Raw genomic sequence first — 17,014 nt, 5'->3', positions numbered from 1 at the left:
TTGCATTAATTCCGAAAAATACCAGCAGCAACCATATCTAGCTTTTGATTGGCTACCACTTCTAAACACCTCTCTACTACATATCAAGCATTTCAGCATATGCTAGCACGTCGATCTTGTTAGTTTTCTGGGTCGGCAGTCGTTCCAGGATATCCTTCCGATACCCATAGGTTTGATGGCCGTTCAGCTTCGCCGACTGGATCAACCGACCGCATTCGATCAGGCTTTCAGCCAGACATAACGCCATTGCAGTATCGTCGCTCCATTCCCCTAATCGCATTTTAAACTTAGCGCCTTCTCGAAGCCCGGTGAGCGCTGTAAATCGTCCGCGCTGACAAAACTCGACTGGCGCACCCAGTGCATCTCCAATAGCCAAGCCAATGATGGAACCTAAAGCTTGATCTAAATTCATGGAGAGCAACTCTCCCTGACAGGCACTTTCTATCGAGTAGTACTTTCCAATGACTCTACAACCTGTAAGTCTCTTTCTGCGATCCTGTCTTCTATCCATTGAGAGACCTCACCTTCAACCCAGCCGACCGCCTTATACCCCAATTGTACAGACATAGGAAACGTCTTCTCATCCATTTTCCGATAGACACTAGATCGAGAAAGCCCTGTACGGTTAATTACCTCTCTCAACTTGATCATTTTCAATGCATTACCCATATCACCACCATTTATCTGTAGGCACATAGAGCTAAAGTAGCTATGTTTATCCATGTAAAAATAATGCCAAACATAGGCTTTCCTTTCGCCTCCTCTGCTTACACAAGACGCCAAACTTAAGCAGACCAATTGACATTGGAGTTAATGAAGAGTATGCATAATAAATTAAATAGAAGTTCCCCCATTACAAAATGAAGCCAATATGGCTTCTCCCTTTCATAATCAAGGATGCTTTATGAGTCAGAACAATACCAATAAATTTAGGACCAGTAATAGTCGACAAGGTGTAGCATCTACCCCATATTCTGAAGTACTTGATATGGTTCTCTCAGACCTGGATATCCAAGCACAAAGTTTGATTAGTGAAGTATTCAAGACACTCGACATATCGAACCAAGAGCTAAAAAATGACTATTTAGAGAAAGCTCTACAAAAAGCTAAAGAAATGCAGTTACCTGTAGAAAAAGACAAAACCACTGAACTTACTCAGTCTAAAGTGGCTATCAAAAATCAGATTACTTATCATACTAATCAGTCCCTTTTAAATGCAACATGGGTCATGCTCACTTACTCACAACAAAAAAATCGACCGCCAACAGGTGTACCTCAAGTCGACATTATCAGCATAAAAATTCCCCTCGATAGGGCCATCAAATGTCTGACTATTGCACAAAGGAACTTAGCCTCACTAGAAATCCTAAAAAAACTGGAGAAAAAGCTATATACAGCACGCGGCCAAAAGGGGGGATATGCTAAAAATAAACTTGCATCGAAAAGCGATGAGCAGCATCTATTAGAGACAATGGTTAAAAATATTCTATATAACGAACCAAATTTACACTCAATGTGCCAAAAAGACTATGATTCAAGCAATCATGTTTGCTCTGAAATTAGCAATAGAATTTATGAAGTAAACAAAGTTGCTTCAATTCTAGAGTTCAATCATTATGATAAAATTAAAAACGACATTCGAAATATAATTGTCACAAAACTCAGAAAGGGAAGAGGTAACTCATGGGCCAACATTTCCGATCAAAAACTTTTATCTCGAAACTTATCTAACTTCTCACCCTCACCAGCTCGAGACTCGATAGAAGATAAAATCCAAACCAAAAGTGAAGAAATAAAAGCTGAGATAGAAGATCAAAATAGATATATAGATGGCCTGTTAGATTTTTTAAAATTCTTAATCAAGGAGAAATTCGGAGAACCTTCAGTCACAGACATTATTTCTTTAAGAAAAGCAACTACCGAGGAGGAAATTAAACACATATACTATCGAATAAACGAGACCGATAGCTGGGAATCACTATTAGAAATCAAAGCGAAATAACAGGCCGCTAGAATAAGCAGCCTGTTATATTATAACAACCTAATAAATTTTAATGTCAGATTAAATCAGTCACAAGCCTGGCATTAGATTTATCATTCTAGTTTTACCATTATGAAATAAACAAATCTCATTACGAGCTAATAAAATATCAATTGCAGCTCTAAGGCGGTGTTTATTTCGTAAAGGTGAGGGAGCGTATTGCCGAACATAGTTATATGGTAATACTCGGTTATTGAATTGACGCTGTTCATTAAACCATGCCGATAGCTGGTGAGAATCTACAATATCTTGTGGTGGTTGCACCATCACTTGCTGAAAATTAATTGAGAAAGCACTACACATTTCAATCGCCATTCTAAGTGAAGATTCTGATATATCCCCATCATACTCTTCAAATATATGAATTAATGCAGCAACACGGGCAACATTATCGGCCAGCTTTGATGCATGATCAGGGCATTCGGCAAAACGTCCTCCAGGCTGCATCTGCCTTTCAATTTCGTTTGCTAATCGAAACCAAAGGGCAATCGCTTCAGTTGAAAGCTTTAAGACCTCTCTTGGCAAGTCAGGTGTTTCTATCAAAGCCTTATTTTCGTCTGCAATTTTCTTCAACCGTTTTTCTGCAGCGACCCAACTATCATCACGGACCACAGTATCAGTACTGAAAAAACGGTTACCACGCATAGAACCTGGAACACAGAAAATAAATCGAGCCCACCACCCCGAGTCGCGATCCTCTGGCCGCTGATGGCGATAAAGAATACCTGGTTGAATCATTATAAATGTTGATACCCGAACATTATTGAGCAAGATATCCGGTTTTGTTGCTCGAGTTATAATCGTATCATCACCTGAATAAAAATTATTAAGATGCCCCCTCGCTTGACTCATTGAGGTTCTGAAAAAAATATCACCTTCATCTGTTGCCAGCCCTGCTGTTGAAACACCTTCGCTTAACCCCTGAAACAAAGCCTCTGGTGTTGTATTCTGATAAAGAAGACGAAACTTCCGCGGAGGTATTGGCTTAACATCGTAGTGCTTCCTTAAAGCCTCCTTTTCTTTAGCTGCGACACCACCATTTTTAGAAAGAGTGCTTTTTACCTTCTGGCGTAAAACGTCATGCTCCAGCTGCCATGAGTCTATGTCTTTCTTAAATTCCTCCATATTCAGCTTATATTTATCATTTTCACTCGTTTGCAGTGCTTTAAGCGGCGCCATTACCATGCTTTCTGCGGCTGTTTTCCCCTCGCCAGACTCACTCACAACACATATATTGAGGGACACTGGTCGAATTGCGCCATACGGAAGTTGAACGTCATAACGACCCTGTGCCGATATCGCAATACATCCAAGAAACGTCACTACTGCCATCTCTGGAGCCACTTGGCGCTGATATGCTAACGAGTTAGATGCTTCCCACAGCAGAGTCTGACTTAGACACGCCATGCTAAGTTGCTCTGGCGGTGTTAAGGCTGGTTTATATATATTTCTCATAAAACTCTCCATATAAAAATAATAAAGGCGGGAGGATTCCTAATCCTCCATCACGCCAGTAGTATCTTGCTGGAAAGCCTGTATTGGTCACATAGGCCTGCTTAGCAGCCCTGGAAGGCACAAGCAGAACTATTGACTAAAGACCAAAAATCATGATAGCAAAATATATTTTTTGATTTTATTTTAGCTTCAAAACCTGCTATTTCTGCTACGAATAGCGAAAATAGCAATGATCACCTCAAAGCGGGTTAAGCCACAGGCATAATAATGTTTGGGATCAGTGAATAAAGAGCATCATTTCCGATTAATAAAATCATGCAGAATCAGTTATTTTTTTCGCTGACTTCTGAATTCATCACTCACCAACTCTGGCTGTTCCGCCACCCACTTCAGTAATGTGCGAGCAGCGCCACTCGGTTGTCTTCTTCCCTGCTCCCAGTCTCTTAATGTGCGAACGCTGATGCCAAGACGACGAGAAAAGCTCATTTGGGTGAGCCTTAAAGCCTTTCGGGCCTGTATGGCCAATACAACAATGGGATCAAGTCCAACTGCAGAATTATAACAATCTATCCACAGACACGCAGAACTGTGGTTTTTCGACTGCATTGCCGCACTATCCAACACCTGCTGAGGTGACAGGCAATCAGCTTGCTGAAGAGGTAACCGAGTTGCATTCAGATGCTCTTCCTCATAACGGCGCATCCACTGATCTGCAATTGAAGGGTATTCGTCTGCCATACTGCCGTCCTCCAGATAAAGTATGTGTCCGACATAGCCACACATAACATGTCACTCATTCAGTGCCATTATTACTTTCTAGTGAGATGACTGGATAACAGTGCAGCGAACCGAAGAACAATATAGGACCAGCGATGCGCTTCAGGTTTCATAAGCCTGGGGGAGAACTACATACAAGATGACGGCTGCTTAGATAACTTGCGAGGACGCCCTCCCTTACTAGGAACCGGCGCTTGTATCTGCCCTTTTCCCATAGTTCGATAATTTACTTTTTGATGGCCTCTTAATCGTTTCGGCAGCTTCAAACGCATGAAGTAGTCTGCCTTAGAGAAATAGCCAGCGAGATGCCTCAACCCCTCTCTCGCATCTTCATCGGTGTAATGAATCTGACCTCTAACATTAAATTTGTAATTGTTATGGCTCGCATTCACATTGAAGTATGTACCCCGTCCTTGTGTAATCTCATTCGACCAATATTCCCCTATGCTCTTCCCTATAAGCTTATCAGCGCGCTTTGTAGAGCTATTAAAGAAAAACATAACATGATAGTGGTATCGCGTGAGTACTCCATACTCAAGCTTCCAGATGTAACCTAAGAGCCCATCAAAGATCTTGTTATGCCTTCTGTTCGCTAACAACCTTTCCATATCCGATTTAACGTTTTCAAACTCATCTATCTCTTGGCTGGAGAAGCCACTATTAGATATTATTTTTCTCCTTGCATCGTTGTAATCTTTTTTATACTTTAGATCCAACCTCACCACTAATAATCTAGATCGATTTTCAAACAATCTATCAATATACGAAAGCATGCTTCGATAATTTTTATCACATGTCTTTTTAATCCTTGATTTAATCCTTTTAAAACCAGGGCCATTTATTTTATCACCAAGATCTGAAAAACATTTGTATATTCTATTTTCAAGATCATTATAGCTAACCTTATACGATCCTAGACTATCAATCTGACTTAAGCTATTCATCTTATCAAAAGTTTCCATTGATTTTTCTACGTCATCCATCCACTGAATATACACAGTCATATTCGGAGAAAAAGCCCTTGCCGAATCAAAATCTCCTCTTCTGCAATCTCGAATCGATAGATACTCCTTAAAGAACTGATTAACTATTTTACTTTTACATGACAACCCACCAGTATAACCAAAATTTAATTTTTGATATATTTTTTCTCCTACACTACATTCTTGATTCGAACTGACTTCGAAAGAAACATCGTTAAGATCGAACTTTTCAACCAACTTATCAATCCTAATAATAATCCGTGCTATATCTCTATCCTCTGTAACCTCCAGTCCGTTTTCATTAACTTCATAATCCCACTTATCAGTTACTATACTTTTTACATCATCATAATCATACATACTGTATATACCTCATATACTCTATATAAGTATTATCTTTCTATAATACTTATAATTATAATTTTGCTTTTCAATAACATAAGATCCAATACTCTCAACATCATTAAAACCCAAGCATTGATTATTCACTTCCATCAAATTTATTTTAATAACCAACAGATTGCTTCATATGATATGTACATAGTTAGTAAATATTTACATATCAAATAAAAAACTTTCAGATATATATCACCTACCTGAGAACAGCACATCGCTGTCCTTCCGGGCGACTTAACCCGGTTCTTATGCTCATTCTCAGGAGAATTAACAATGTCATATTCATGCCCTAGCTGCGGCTCAGAAGAGATCATTACTCGAAACGTCGGTCGTAAAGTTGGCTCCATCACCGGAGGTGTTGCAGGGACAGCCAGCGGTGTAGCGGGAGCGGCCAGTGGCGCAGAAGTTGGTTTTATCGCGGGCGCTGCCGGAGGTCCTATCGGGATGTTTCTGGGCGGTATTACGGGTGCACTGCTGGGTGGTCTTATTGGTGGAGCAACCGGATCAGTCGCGGGCGCGAAAATAGGTGAAGTTGTCGATGAAAAAGTGTTGGACAACTACGCGTGTTGCAACTGCGATCACACCTTCCGTATTGATAGCTGACGCCTGTCCCGGTTAGCCCCTCCCCCTTTCACATTTACGTATAACTCATTCCTTCAGGCATCCGGCTATATGCCGGCTTTATGCCGTCCAGGAATAGGAGGTCGTTATGACAACACTTCGCACACACGAAACCTCTCAGGCTGAACATATTCAGGCCCTGACGAGTACAACCAAACGCCGCCATGGACGTGCACACCGTCTGGTGAATACCCGACAGATGGATCGCGATACCTGGCTGGCCATTCGTCAAACCGGCATTGGGAGCTCTGATGCCGCCGCAGCCGTCGGCCTGAACCCTTATAAGTCACAACTGGAACTTTGGATGGAGAAAACCGGACGGATGAGTGACGCTCAGGAACCAGACACTCAGCAGTCAGACGAAGATAACGGACCTCTGTTCTGGGGCACCGTTCTGGAGCCCATTGTCGCGGAGCACTATGCAAAACGTACCGGTCACAAGGTACGTCGAGTTAATGCCGTATTACAGCACAAGGATTATCCCTGGATGCTGGCCAACTTGGATCGAGAGGTAGCCGGTTCCAGTGAAGTTCAGATACTGGAGTGCAAAACCGCCGGGATCAATGGTGCAAAACTGTGGCGTGATGGTGTACCGGAGTATGTACAGCTGCAGGTGATGCACCAACTGGCGGTGACCGGACAGGACGCGGCGGATGTCGCCGTGCTGGTAGGCGGGAATGAACTGCGGATATTCCGGCTGCAGCGGGATGAAATACTGATCGAACGTCTGACAACCCTTGAACAGGAATTCTGGCGACACGTAGAAGAGGACATAGCACCGCCGGCGGATGCCAGCGAATCGGCTGAACGAGCGCTACGCAGTCTATACCCCGATGATGACCATGAAGTGCTGGATCTGACTGAACACACAGATCTAACCAATGCCTTTGAGCAGCTGCAGACGGTGCGTTCCGTACTGGAGGACACCAAACAGCAGGAAGCTCAACTAAAGCACCAGTTGCAACAGGCGATGGGCTGCGCCAGTGAAGCACGCTTCCTGGCAGGCCGTATTACCTGGAAGAAAAGCACCGATACCCGGACGGTTGATCTCACACGCCTGAAACAGGAGCAGCCTGACCTGATGAAACAGTATCTAACGGTAAAACCGGGTAGTCGTCGTTTTGTGGTTCATAGCCGCTGAATCATACCGCAGTGACAGCACCACGTATTCATTATCCCTTTTGAGCCCCACCTTAATCATTCGGTAATCGTGGGGCTTTTTCTATTTCGTTTGGAGGTAAACCATGTTGAAAGGTCTCGCTATCACCCCACCGATTCTGGGGCGTATCGCCATTGGCAAGATGATCGAAAAGGACGGTAAACGTCTGCCGCAAAAAGATGATCAGTTCACACTGACATCTCAGATTCAGACACGAGATGGCTGGTTGCCACACCCGTTGGATGAATCCCTGCGTGAAACCCAGGGAGACAAATTACGCCGGATCCCGATTCGGCTGCTGTTTAATGAACCCGAGTTGAACTTAAGGGCTGAGTATTCCCTGTTTGATCGCAACACGGCCAGGCCGTTATGTGTCGGGGACGGTGAACAATGCCGACGCCGAACCCGCGAAGGGATGCAGACACTGCCCTGCCCAGGTCCTGATGGCTGTGAACTAGCTCAGGGTGGTCGCTGTAAGCCTTATGCACGACTGAACGTTGTGGTCGGCGATGAGGACCCGCTGGGTACTTTTATCTTCCGCACCACCGGTTTCAACTCGATACGCACGTTGGCAGCACGCCTGGAGTATTTCAAAGCAGTATCAGATAACACACTGGCCTGCCTGCCGCTGGAACTTCGCTTACGGGGTAAATCAACCCGACAGAGTCACGGAACACCAATCTATTATGTGGATATCACGTTGCGAGAAGGCATGGACCTGGAAGAGGCGCTGGCCAACGCGCAACAGATGGCATTGGATCGTCATGAAGTTGGATTCAATCAACAAGCGCTGGATCAGGCAGCCCGATTGGGCTTTGCCAATGGTGACTTTGAAGAACAGGAGGAAGATGCGGCCGCTATTGTCGAAGAGTTTTATCCCCATGAAAGTGAAATACCTGCTAACGGCAAGATGCATGCGGATACAGGCTTGCCCCGCAACGGCCTGGATCCAGAGCGACTAACCCAGAAACTGGTTGCTAAATCACAAGGCGTCCGCGTAGCACAATCAGCGTCCCACGCAGCGAGATGACCTAACACCGTTAACCCGACTTCCGGCGATCAAGCCGGATTCCATTAGCAACAACACCTCATCCTTACATCACAATCACCCTGCCGGATAGACAGCCCTGCGGGGTATGCCTGTGCAGGTCTGGAGGCTTAACATGAATACTTTATCCCACGATCAACTATACCGTCAGGCACCGGCCATCTTTGCCCAGGCACCGGATCTGGCAGTATCAGACCGTTATGGTTTTGTGCCCACCATTGAGGTGGTCAACGCTCTGCACGCTGAAGGCTGGCATCCGGTTAGAGCACAACAAACTCGCGTTCGTAATCCCGAGCACCGGGATACCACCCGCCACATGGTGCGCTTTCGTCAGGATCCCGATCGTCAGATCCTGGTCGGTGACAGCGTTGCCGAATTAGTCCTGACCAACAGTCATGATCGTACAGCGGCCTATCAGCTAGACCTAGGGTTGTTTCGTTTGATCTGTAGTAATGGCATGGTCACCCCGGTCGGAGAGATGGGTGGCATCCGGGTGAGACATGGCAAACAGGTTGTAGATCAGATACTGGATGGCTCTATCGCCCTGATTGATGAGGTACCTAATCTAGCGGGCAGCGTCGAGCAGTTTCAGTCAATGCGACTAACACCGGAAGAGTCACGTCTATACGCACAATCAGCTCTCACGCTGCGCTATGGCGAAGACTGGCGCGAGGTCAGTCCAGTTCAGCCCGATGCGCTGCTACACGCACGGCGTTCTGAGGACCGGGATCCAGACCTCTGGCGGGTCTTTAACCGTGCTCAGGAAAATTTACTGAAAGGCGGCATGTCAGGACGTTCCCGTAATGGACGTCACACCCGTACCCGCGCTATCCGTTCTGTCACTGAAGATGTCCGACTTAACCGGGCACTGTGGCAGTTCACCGAACATTTTGCCCAACTGAAAAATCAGTCTCAGGCAGCCTAAGGCATCAAGGAGAATACAACGATGACAACACAATTGATCGCAGGGGAACTCCCCGGCACCTACGTCGTACCTCATGCTGTCACTGACAGAGAACTGATGCGATTGGCGAATATGCTGGCTCGTAGACGACTCAAACGTGGACGCCCTCTGCTAAACCTTGAAGCCGTTATCAGTGCCCTGCAGACATTGCTGATGCATTACGAAAGAGAGGTATTTGGTATGGTCTTACTGGATAACCGTCACCGGATTATCGAATTCGTCGAGCTCTTCATGGGCTCGATCAATTCAGCCAGCGTACACCCACGGGAGGTCGTGAAAAAAGCCCTGGCGCAAAATGCTGCGGCAGTCATCCTGGTTCACAACCACCCTTCCGGAGACCCTGAACCCAGCCAGGCTGATCGTGAGATCACCAATCGGCTGAACGAAGCCCTGAACATAGTGGAAGTGCGTTTACTCGATCATATCGTCGTTGGTCTTGAAGGGACCGTATCGTTTGCTGAACGCGGGCTGCTTTAGGCCTTTTATTTTCAAGTGAGCCATTCAGGTTCCCATTTTAGTCTTTTGGGAACTTGCAAACCCCCGCCACACGGGGCTTTGCGGTAAGTCACCTCTTCGAAGTTCTCAAAATAGCCATTTCACTCGAAAAAAGGAACACGCTATGGCAGAAGTCCAAGCGGTTAAAGATACGGATACCATCAAGTTGATTAGCCATCTCCTGGAAATTCGGCATAGTCAGCAGATGTCGGATATCTGGAATGTTGGGATCAACTTGGCGTTACGTATCTCTGATCTACTTTCCATCAAGTATAGCGACATAGAAGAGGACCGATTGGTCCTACGTGAACAAAAGACTGGCAAGCAGGCCAGTATTCAACTTAATCCGAAAGCATTACAAATAATTTGCCGTATCAAACGGGAACATCCTAGTCACATCTATTTGTTCCAATCCTACAGAAATCAACAATCCGTTAACCGTACGTCTCGTCCAATTTCTCGGCGTGCGGTAAGTAAAGCCTTCGGATCGGTTGGAAAGGAGTTGAAGCTGATGCTTGGTACACACTCCATGCGAAAGACCCGTGGCTACCACCTATATAAATCCACCAATGATATTGCGAGAGTGATGAAAATGCTCAGGCACAGTTCAGAGGGCGTAACCCTTCGCTATATCGGCATCACCCAAGATGAGGTCGACCAAGACTTCAAGGAGTTAGAACTATGATTGATTCAAGAATCCCCTCAGGTGGACTCAAACTGCTGAAGCTTCCGAAAGTGATAGCAATGACTGGTTTGGCTCGATCTAGTGTTTATAGATACTGTGCTGAGAACCATTTCCCTAAGCCCATTCGACTTGGTAGACGCAATGTAGCGTGGGTTGAGGCAGAGGTGCAGGAATGGATTGAGCAAAAAATCCACCAGCGGGATATGGCTAGCTGACGACTGGTGTTTTCAAAATGGAGATAGGCCTCCATTTTTTTTGGGGATTAACATTGTGCTCGGATCATCAGTTAAACATGCTTTTACTTATATTGAAGTCAAAGAGGAAAAGGAGCCTAAGCATACGTAGCACTTGAAGCGCTAGCTCAACTTTAAAGCGTCCTGAATCTGCATAAACGAGAAAAATCTATCATAAAAATTTAATCGTAATAAATTACGATATAATTACATCAAAATCGTAATTATTTTTAAATCTTCTTTTATATAATTCGTCTTACCAATCAACGACGAGAATCAACCCCATGCCCAGATCAGACAAACTCTCTTTAGAAGATACTAAAAGACTTTTAGACCATGCCGTCAGCGCAAGCTCAAATATGACTGCAGCTAAAGTTGCCGAATTTATACAAGTGCCTCCCCCCAGGATATCAGAGGGAAGAAGAAAGGAGTGGCGTTTAAGTCGACATGAAGCAGATACTTTAATTGCGAAATATGGACAACCGAGAGCTAAGCCAGGACTGTTTGTAAGTGCTGAAGAAAGGGATAGCATTAAATCTTTTATCGAATTAGAACCTTCGACCTCAAAGGCTCGGCATCTCAGAAGAGTGTCGAGCCTGTACCATTCTAGCCAATTTATTAACGCAGTCGTAGACAAGATCGCGATCATAGGTGAGGACGATAAAGCCCTTACTACTTACGAGGAATTTTCAGAGGAAGGTGATGAACTTTTAGACTGGGATGAGCAAAGGGAAGCGCGTCGAGCCAGGGCACAGAAAAAGTACTCTTCAGCTGAATTCAGAAAGAAAAAACTAGACAAACTCCTCTCTGTTATGAAAACGCCAGAATTTTCTAAATGGCTTATAGAAGCTAGGTTATATTTGAATAAGCTGAGGAACACATACGACGACCCAGACAAAATTTTTCAAATGATGAGTGCTACAGGCTTTTACTGTATTGAAGAAATACACAACATCATACCTGAAGGAAAGAACAATCATTTACCCTCAGATGGGAGTCTGGATAAGCTATTTGAGAAGCACGGGCTTAAACCTTCCACGCTATCTGAGATGAGTCTATTTTTGATTGGTTCGCTAGAAAAGCATTTCCGCGAGTCGGACCTACCAACTATTGGTAGCGCAACAGCTGTTCAACAATCGACCGAAGAAATAAAAGATTATGTGATCACTGGCAAAAAAATTTGGTCTAATAAAGATCGATTCACTGATCCTAAGGTTGGAGAACTTAGTATCGAAACAATTTTTTTTCCTGACATTAAGGATAGGCCTGATTGGACATACCCTATATTAGAAGATCGGCACCGCCTGAAACTACCACCGGAGAAAGGGACAACAGACCTATCAGTGGATCGCTGGACAACTTATGAGATTTCATTATTTCTCAAAGATAACTGCGATTACGCGTTGATGCTCTCATTGGGCAGTTATGAAAACAGATACAGTGATGTGATACACCACCCTGAACGGTTTATCGTTATCCCAAATATACCAGGCCTGCAACTGTTCAAAGAGTTGGATGAAATGAGGAAGTGGCTAACATTGCCTGAGCTTCCGCTAAGCAAAATTAAAAAAGACATAGCCAAGCATGGAGGCTATGTACCTGGTGCTATTGTTATTTAACTAAACGAATACAAGGAAGAGTCACGCTAAAAGTGATATCTGTTGGTGCACCTACGCGGGTTGATGCCACGAGCATATCGACTAAAATACCCAACGCTTAGTTGACTGATCAAGCAATGATGAATGGAAAATTCAACTTAATCGACGCCGATTATGAACATTCCATTCGTCGCGTTTTTTAAGTGTAGTGAGCGAATCTGGCAAGCGCACCCAAGCTATGCCTGCATTACTAATGGATATATTTAGCGTGGTTCAACGGAGTGAAGTACATGAAGAATGCCTTAGAACCTAACTCTTTAGGAAATAATAGTCCCCTGAGACCCAAGAAGATTGCAGCACCTTTTCTCAGCTCTGAAAAATTTCAAATAAAAGAATTAGAACTCTCTCTGAATACAAAATGTAATTTACGATGCAGTAACTGTGGGTTTAAAGTCCCTAATCAGCCTGAACCATTCAATAATGATATGGGTATTGAACAGCACATCGATAGTCTGCTCATCCTAAAAAATATTGGTGTTCGCATAGGGAAAATTGTTCTTGTGGGCGGTGAGATATCGTTACATAAAGACCTCAACTCAGATATCAAAAAAATTAAAGAAGTAATGATCGCAGGTCAACTGGAAGTCGTTACTAACGGGTTATACCCTCAGGGAATCGACAGTACAACTCTAGAATTGATTGATAGCCTGGTGATTAGCGACTATGTTCGAACAGAGGATTTTGAAAGCATTTGGGAGCAGTATGCTGGATCACTACGCGGTGAATTTAACATCAGCTTTCGCCGCAAGGATTTCTGGGATGACTGGAACACCCCTGTTTCCATGTCTGCTGACGCTGCCCAGACCGCCTGGAGCACGTGTTTCTATCGAAATTATGACATTACCCTGGAACGTGGCAGGTTGTTCAGCTGTTCACGAATTGCAAAAAACAGGAAGGAGAATGAAGGTCTCAACATTAACGATATCCAAGATATATCTGACGTTGAGACATATCTAAACTCAACCACCCCCAGACCTTCTTGTTCAACGTGCTCTCCCGTTGCAGGCCTGCCAGAAGTAATCGTAGCCCAACAAGATGATGGAAAAGAAGTGGCGCTGTCGAGAGCAGCGATCAGACATATGGAGCAGTCCATCCAAGGAGTAAGGCGATGATCAGTAAGAACAAGCTATACATGATTGTGGGAGTGCCAGGTTCAGGCAAGACAACTTTAACGCGAAAACTAGCCCAGCAGGATCTTCACTCTCATTGCCTTTCCTGTTCTGAATTACTCAGGGAAATAATGCAAGAACAGGGCATTGATAGCTGGTCAATGTTTGATGCTTTAGACAAAACAGCAAGATTTCAGTTGGTCAATCTTGTCACCCGCAAGCTCGAGCATCTGAAAACGCAACATAGAGCTATCTACGCTGATGCACACATGCTGGTTAAAAACAGAGCTACTGGTACCTTTGAAGTCGGGTTAACGCAATCTGACGCAGATATTCTGGATGGATTAATCTTCTTAGATACGCAGCCGGTAATAGTTCAAGAAAATACACACCGTGACAATGAGTTAAGTACGCGAAAGCGACCCAATGCATCGCTAATGCAGATTGAGTCTCATAGAAAGCAGGAATTGGAGGCCGCACAACAATATTGTGAGCAACACGGAATTTCACTTTATGTGATCAATAACAGTGATAACGACTACTCTATTACAGAGGTTTTAGAGCGCATCTCAAATGGTAATAACCTCGCGCCTGCAACAGAAAACTCGTTACATAATCAGCTATCAACTCATTTAGAACGTATCGGTGCACAAGGTGGGCCTGCGTTAGTTCTTGATGGGGATCGGACGTTCAGTGAAGCTGATGCTTTTCGGTTTGTTGATTCAAAACTTGGATTACGAACGCTGAATCGGCAAGTATTCGAAAGCTTTGGTTACCATCTTCAGAGCTATATTGGTGTGAGTGAAAACTGGAAGAGTATCTCAATATTCGAGTACGTCGATGCACTTGGAAAAGTAGCGGAGGAAATACAGCCTCGTTCCGAATGGCTAGAGGTATTATCGAAGACGCCAAAAGAAATACCTGTATTTTTGGTGACTGCCGGTATCCCACAGCTTTGGCAGTATGTTCTGAGCAAACATCAGCTTAATCACATAAAAGTAATCGGTGGAACGCACCCATACCTCGATAAAGAGTTGATTACACAGGACAGCAAGTCAGAGATTATTAACCTGTTGAAAAAAAGAGGGTATTGGGTGATGGCTGCTGGCGACAGTCCTATTGATGCACCAATGTTAAATGATGCTGATGTAGCAATCGTTGTGCCTGATAGCAAGGGCAGCTTGCCATTAATCAATAGATTAGATCACAAGAAAGGATGGTTCTATCTCGCTATCGAGGGATACAGAGAAAAAAGCAATGCAGTTTCTCCTGTCTCTATACATAGCACTATATCCAGCAAAGCCAAGTTCACAAAATACCGTTACCTTAATCATGTTGATGGGACTGAGATTGCAAGTGCACATAGCCGATCTAAAGTCGCTGGAACCCATCGCCTAGGGCTCAAAACTGAGCACAAGAAGATTGGTGCATTATTTCTTAGCGAGCTTAGCACAAGCAATCCTGATGTATCTGTTTCAAATACAGTGGTCATAGGAGTTGAACGATCTGGAAGATACTTGGCTGAAGGAGCAGCAGATATGTTTGACTGTCCTCTTTTGAGTGCTTACGAAGTCAGTAGTATTCATACAGAAAAAGAGAATGAATATGATACTAAAATGATCATTCCGCACCTTCACCCAGATATAGAAAATATTGTCATCTACGACTCTGTTATCCACACAGGTGGCACAATACAAAAAGCACTCAGCGGAGTACCAAAAACCCACCAAGCCCGAGTATTTATTTTTTGTACTGAAGTTAATGAGGCATCGTTAGAGGTGATTAAGAGCCTAAGCCAACGGGCTGAATTCTACTGCCTTCGTATCTCTAGTCGTAAAGAAAAACCGTCAGGAAACAGTGATATGGGCGCCAAGCTATATGGCACACTTTCTTAGTACTAACTGAGAGCTGGAATGAAAAACAACACTTTACTACTTTGCCCTGAGATATTTGGTAAACAGCAATTCTGGCGCTAGTTTACAGGGCAGCATAGATTTTTTAATTCATATCACGTTAATAGTTATTAGCGTGATATGAAGAAACCAACAGTGCAACTACAGAATACAGTTTTTAAAGAAGAGAGAGTTGCTGCTCCAAAGAGCAGCACTTTAGTGACCAAAATTACCCAAATAAATTAATTGCCTTTGGTGTAGTACCCATCAAGAGTAACAGTTGCATACCGCTCACCCGTTGTATAACTTGTGCCAGAACTCATAATATATTGTTCTCTTGCTCCTCCTAAGGAAACAGCAACACGCGAGTAGTCATCTTTCAAATGGTGATGCTCTTCTTCTAGCCAGGCTGGAAAACTCGCTGTTTGTTTTAGCCTCAACTCAATACCTTGAACTTGAAGGGTGTCCCTGGCCAGGTCTTGTACCATCGGTAGTTCAGCACCACCGCCGGTAAGAGCAACACCCATCCCTCCAAATGGAGCCGTTCGCAACCAGGTAGGATCGATCGTTTCAAGAATTTCTAGCATACAGCTACGTAGAGCATTACCAAATGATTGCACTGACTCGAGTTGTAGAAACTCCTCAAGCTCAACTTCAACGACGGTTTCTCCACCAAACAGAGTAACGTATAAAGAGTGGTCTCGAAATAATGCCTCTTTGTAATGTCTAATCTCCAGGCTAAGAGCTCCTCTAATATTCAGGTATAGCGGATCATCATAGGTGACTGCACCTTTATGTAAAATGTATTCAGTAAGCAGCTTATCGAGGTGATTACCCGCTTCAGTGATCGCACGCGTACTACCACTAATTTCTCTAGAGACACTCTCACCAGTATCAGGATTATACTTAATTCTAAAAAGACTAAAGTCGCTGGTACCAGCCCCGACATCAACTACTAGTAACAGTGAGTTTACTTCGCTTTTCCAACTCATAATCGAACCAGCTACCCCTAGGGGTTCGCTTATCTGGTTAGTAACGAATGAATATTCGAAGCTGTTTGCTCGAATCTCATTAATTACGGCAACAAACTCTGCGAGGGAAACCCCAGACATCATCTTTTCCTTGAATGTGTCAGCTAGAAGCTGTGCCTGTCCGAGCATTAATTGTAGTAAATGCTCTGTTTCTCTTTGTTTTTCCCCCGTGAAACAAGGCATTGCAAATCGACGGCTGATGTTGCGTTGGAAGCCGAGTCCTTCAATGCGGTCATTCATCGCCCACGTCAGAAACATCAAATAAGCCAATACCATATCACCGTAAGTTACTACAATATCAGTTGGATTGAAGAGCTCGTTTACCTCCTCATTAATACCATCCTCTGACAGCCAGCGCTTGATGTTGTCTAAACGTTGGCGTCTTCCGTCTAGGGAAGTTGCGAATAAGTCCCTCCTCTTGAGACAATCTGCGATGCAACCTTCTCAGAGATAAGCCATGGATCATC

The 17,014-nt window shown here is 44.2% G+C and carries 16 protein-coding genes and 2 pseudogenes; 11 read left to right on the top strand and 7 right to left on the bottom strand.

All coding sequences use genetic code 11. From position 1 onward, the window contains the following. Positions 1-76: 76 nt before the first annotated feature. The 3 genes and pseudogenes from Q0499_RS03655 to Q0499_RS03645 all read right to left on the bottom strand — a co-directional run. Positions 77-205, bottom strand: a pseudogene (locus Q0499_RS03655) (transposase domain-containing protein); the annotation flags it as partial. A 6-nt stretch (positions 206-211) separates the two neighbouring features. Next, a pseudogene (locus Q0499_RS03650) lies at positions 212-412 on the bottom strand (ADP-ribosylglycohydrolase family protein); the annotation flags it as partial. Positions 413-441: 29 nt separating this feature from the next. After that, positions 442-651 carry an AlpA family transcriptional regulator gene (locus tag Q0499_RS03645; protein ID WP_299196250.1) on the bottom strand — a complete coding sequence of 70 codons (210 nt, stop codon included), beginning with the start codon at positions 649-651 and terminating at the stop codon, positions 442-444. Between the two features lie 253 nt (positions 652-904). On the opposite strand from Q0499_RS03645, the gene Q0499_RS03640 reads away from it, so the two are divergent. Beyond that, complete coding sequence (locus tag Q0499_RS03640) at positions 905-2,002, top strand: hypothetical protein (protein ID WP_299196125.1); 1,098 nt, start codon at positions 905-907, stop codon at positions 2,000-2,002. A 69-nt stretch (positions 2,003-2,071) separates the two neighbouring features. Here Q0499_RS03640 and Q0499_RS03635 read toward each other — a convergent pair whose 3' ends face one another. From Q0499_RS03635 to Q0499_RS03625, 3 genes are all read right to left on the bottom strand, one after another. Then, positions 2,072-3,496, bottom strand: a complete 1,425-nt coding sequence (locus Q0499_RS03635; RefSeq protein ID WP_299196123.1) for a YfjI family protein — start codon at positions 3,494-3,496, stop codon at positions 2,072-2,074. A 327-nt stretch (positions 3,497-3,823) separates the two neighbouring features. Beyond that, positions 3,824-4,234, bottom strand: a complete 411-nt coding sequence (locus tag Q0499_RS03630) for a helix-turn-helix domain-containing protein (RefSeq protein ID WP_299196121.1) — start codon at positions 4,232-4,234, stop codon at positions 3,824-3,826. A gap of 167 nt (positions 4,235-4,401) precedes the next feature. Further along, the gene (locus tag Q0499_RS03625) at positions 4,402-5,616 is read right to left on the bottom strand and encodes an inovirus-type Gp2 protein (RefSeq protein ID WP_299196119.1); all 1,215 of its coding nucleotides are present in this window, start codon (positions 5,614-5,616) and stop codon (positions 4,402-4,404) included. A gap of 309 nt (positions 5,617-5,925) precedes the next feature. On the opposite strand from Q0499_RS03625, the gene Q0499_RS03620 reads away from it, so the two are divergent. From Q0499_RS03620 to Q0499_RS03575, 10 genes are all read left to right on the top strand, one after another. After that, positions 5,926-6,255, top strand: coding sequence for a hypothetical protein (locus tag Q0499_RS03620; RefSeq protein ID WP_299196117.1), 330 nt, complete (start codon positions 5,926-5,928; stop codon positions 6,253-6,255). Between the two features lie 106 nt (positions 6,256-6,361). After that, entirely contained in the window at positions 6,362-7,414 is a 1,053-nt protein-coding gene (locus Q0499_RS03615) for a lambda-exonuclease family protein (protein ID WP_299196115.1), read from the top strand. A 103-nt stretch (positions 7,415-7,517) separates the two neighbouring features. Continuing rightward, complete coding sequence (locus Q0499_RS03610) at positions 7,518-8,462, top strand: hydrolase or metal-binding protein (protein WP_299196113.1); 945 nt, start codon at positions 7,518-7,520, stop codon at positions 8,460-8,462. Between the two features lie 133 nt (positions 8,463-8,595). After that, positions 8,596-9,405, top strand: coding sequence for a DUF932 domain-containing protein (locus Q0499_RS03605; RefSeq protein ID WP_299196111.1), 810 nt, complete (start codon positions 8,596-8,598; stop codon positions 9,403-9,405). Between the two features lie 21 nt (positions 9,406-9,426). Beyond that, positions 9,427-9,921, top strand: coding sequence for a DNA repair protein RadC (gene radC, locus Q0499_RS03600; RefSeq protein WP_299196109.1), 495 nt, complete (start codon positions 9,427-9,429; stop codon positions 9,919-9,921). Positions 9,922-10,063: 142 nt separating this feature from the next. Continuing rightward, positions 10,064-10,624 (top strand): tyrosine-type recombinase/integrase, encoded by a 561-nt coding sequence (locus tag Q0499_RS03595; RefSeq protein ID WP_299196107.1) that lies wholly within the window; start codon positions 10,064-10,066, stop codon positions 10,622-10,624. Continuing rightward, positions 10,621-10,839 carry an AlpA family transcriptional regulator gene (locus tag Q0499_RS03590; RefSeq protein ID WP_299196105.1) on the top strand — a complete coding sequence of 73 codons (219 nt, stop codon included), beginning with the start codon at positions 10,621-10,623 and terminating at the stop codon, positions 10,837-10,839. Before Q0499_RS03595 ends, Q0499_RS03590 begins: the two co-directional genes overlap by 4 nt. 302 nt (positions 10,840-11,141) lie before the next feature. Beyond that, positions 11,142-12,476 carry a hypothetical protein gene (locus Q0499_RS03585; protein WP_299196102.1) on the top strand — a complete coding sequence of 445 codons (1,335 nt, stop codon included), beginning with the start codon at positions 11,142-11,144 and terminating at the stop codon, positions 12,474-12,476. Between the two features lie 269 nt (positions 12,477-12,745). Next, complete coding sequence (locus Q0499_RS03580; RefSeq protein WP_299196100.1) at positions 12,746-13,627, top strand: radical SAM protein; 882 nt, start codon at positions 12,746-12,748, stop codon at positions 13,625-13,627. Then, complete coding sequence (locus tag Q0499_RS03575) at positions 13,624-15,519, top strand: AAA family ATPase (RefSeq protein WP_299196098.1); 1,896 nt, start codon at positions 13,624-13,626, stop codon at positions 15,517-15,519. Before Q0499_RS03580 ends, Q0499_RS03575 begins: the two co-directional genes overlap by 4 nt. Positions 15,520-15,758: 239 nt before the next feature. Here the strand turns inward: Q0499_RS03575 and Q0499_RS03570 are convergent, their stop codons facing one another. After that, positions 15,759-16,787 carry a hypothetical protein gene (locus Q0499_RS03570; RefSeq protein ID WP_299196096.1) on the bottom strand — a complete coding sequence of 343 codons (1,029 nt, stop codon included), beginning with the start codon at positions 16,785-16,787 and terminating at the stop codon, positions 15,759-15,761. Positions 16,788-17,014 lie beyond the last annotated feature (227 nt).

The sequence above is a fragment of the uncultured Amphritea sp. genome (assembly GCF_937127095.1).
Lineage (GTDB): Bacteria > Pseudomonadota > Gammaproteobacteria > Pseudomonadales > Balneatricaceae > Amphritea.
This window is presented reverse-complemented; position numbering and strand designations above follow the sequence as displayed.

Coding starts and splice junctions, on each gene's coding strand:
- Q0499_RS03645 (WP_299196250.1), bottom strand. CDS start 651: ATGATCAAGTTGAGAGAGGTAATTAACCGTACAGGGCTTTCTCGATCT.
- Q0499_RS03640 (WP_299196125.1), top strand. CDS start 905: ATGAGTCAGAACAATACCAATAAATTTAGGACCAGTAATAGTCGACAA.
- Q0499_RS03635 (WP_299196123.1), bottom strand. CDS start 3,496: ATGAGAAATATATATAAACCAGCCTTAACACCGCCAGAGCAACTTAGC.
- Q0499_RS03630 (WP_299196121.1), bottom strand. CDS start 4,234: ATGGCAGACGAATACCCTTCAATTGCAGATCAGTGGATGCGCCGTTAT.
- Q0499_RS03625 (WP_299196119.1), bottom strand. CDS start 5,616: ATGTATGATTATGATGATGTAAAAAGTATAGTAACTGATAAGTGGGAT.
- Q0499_RS03620 (WP_299196117.1), top strand. CDS start 5,926: ATGTCATATTCATGCCCTAGCTGCGGCTCAGAAGAGATCATTACTCGA.
- Q0499_RS03615 (WP_299196115.1), top strand. CDS start 6,362: ATGACAACACTTCGCACACACGAAACCTCTCAGGCTGAACATATTCAG.
- Q0499_RS03610 (WP_299196113.1), top strand. CDS start 7,518: ATGTTGAAAGGTCTCGCTATCACCCCACCGATTCTGGGGCGTATCGCC.
- Q0499_RS03605 (WP_299196111.1), top strand. CDS start 8,596: ATGAATACTTTATCCCACGATCAACTATACCGTCAGGCACCGGCCATC.
- radC (WP_299196109.1), top strand. CDS start 9,427: ATGACAACACAATTGATCGCAGGGGAACTCCCCGGCACCTACGTCGTA.
- Q0499_RS03595 (WP_299196107.1), top strand. CDS start 10,064: ATGGCAGAAGTCCAAGCGGTTAAAGATACGGATACCATCAAGTTGATT.
- Q0499_RS03590 (WP_299196105.1), top strand. CDS start 10,621: ATGATTGATTCAAGAATCCCCTCAGGTGGACTCAAACTGCTGAAGCTT.
- Q0499_RS03585 (WP_299196102.1), top strand. CDS start 11,142: ATGCCCAGATCAGACAAACTCTCTTTAGAAGATACTAAAAGACTTTTA.
- Q0499_RS03580 (WP_299196100.1), top strand. CDS start 12,746: ATGAAGAATGCCTTAGAACCTAACTCTTTAGGAAATAATAGTCCCCTG.
- Q0499_RS03575 (WP_299196098.1), top strand. CDS start 13,624: ATGATCAGTAAGAACAAGCTATACATGATTGTGGGAGTGCCAGGTTCA.
- Q0499_RS03570 (WP_299196096.1), bottom strand. CDS start 16,787: ATGAATGACCGCATTGAAGGACTCGGCTTCCAACGCAACATCAGCCGT.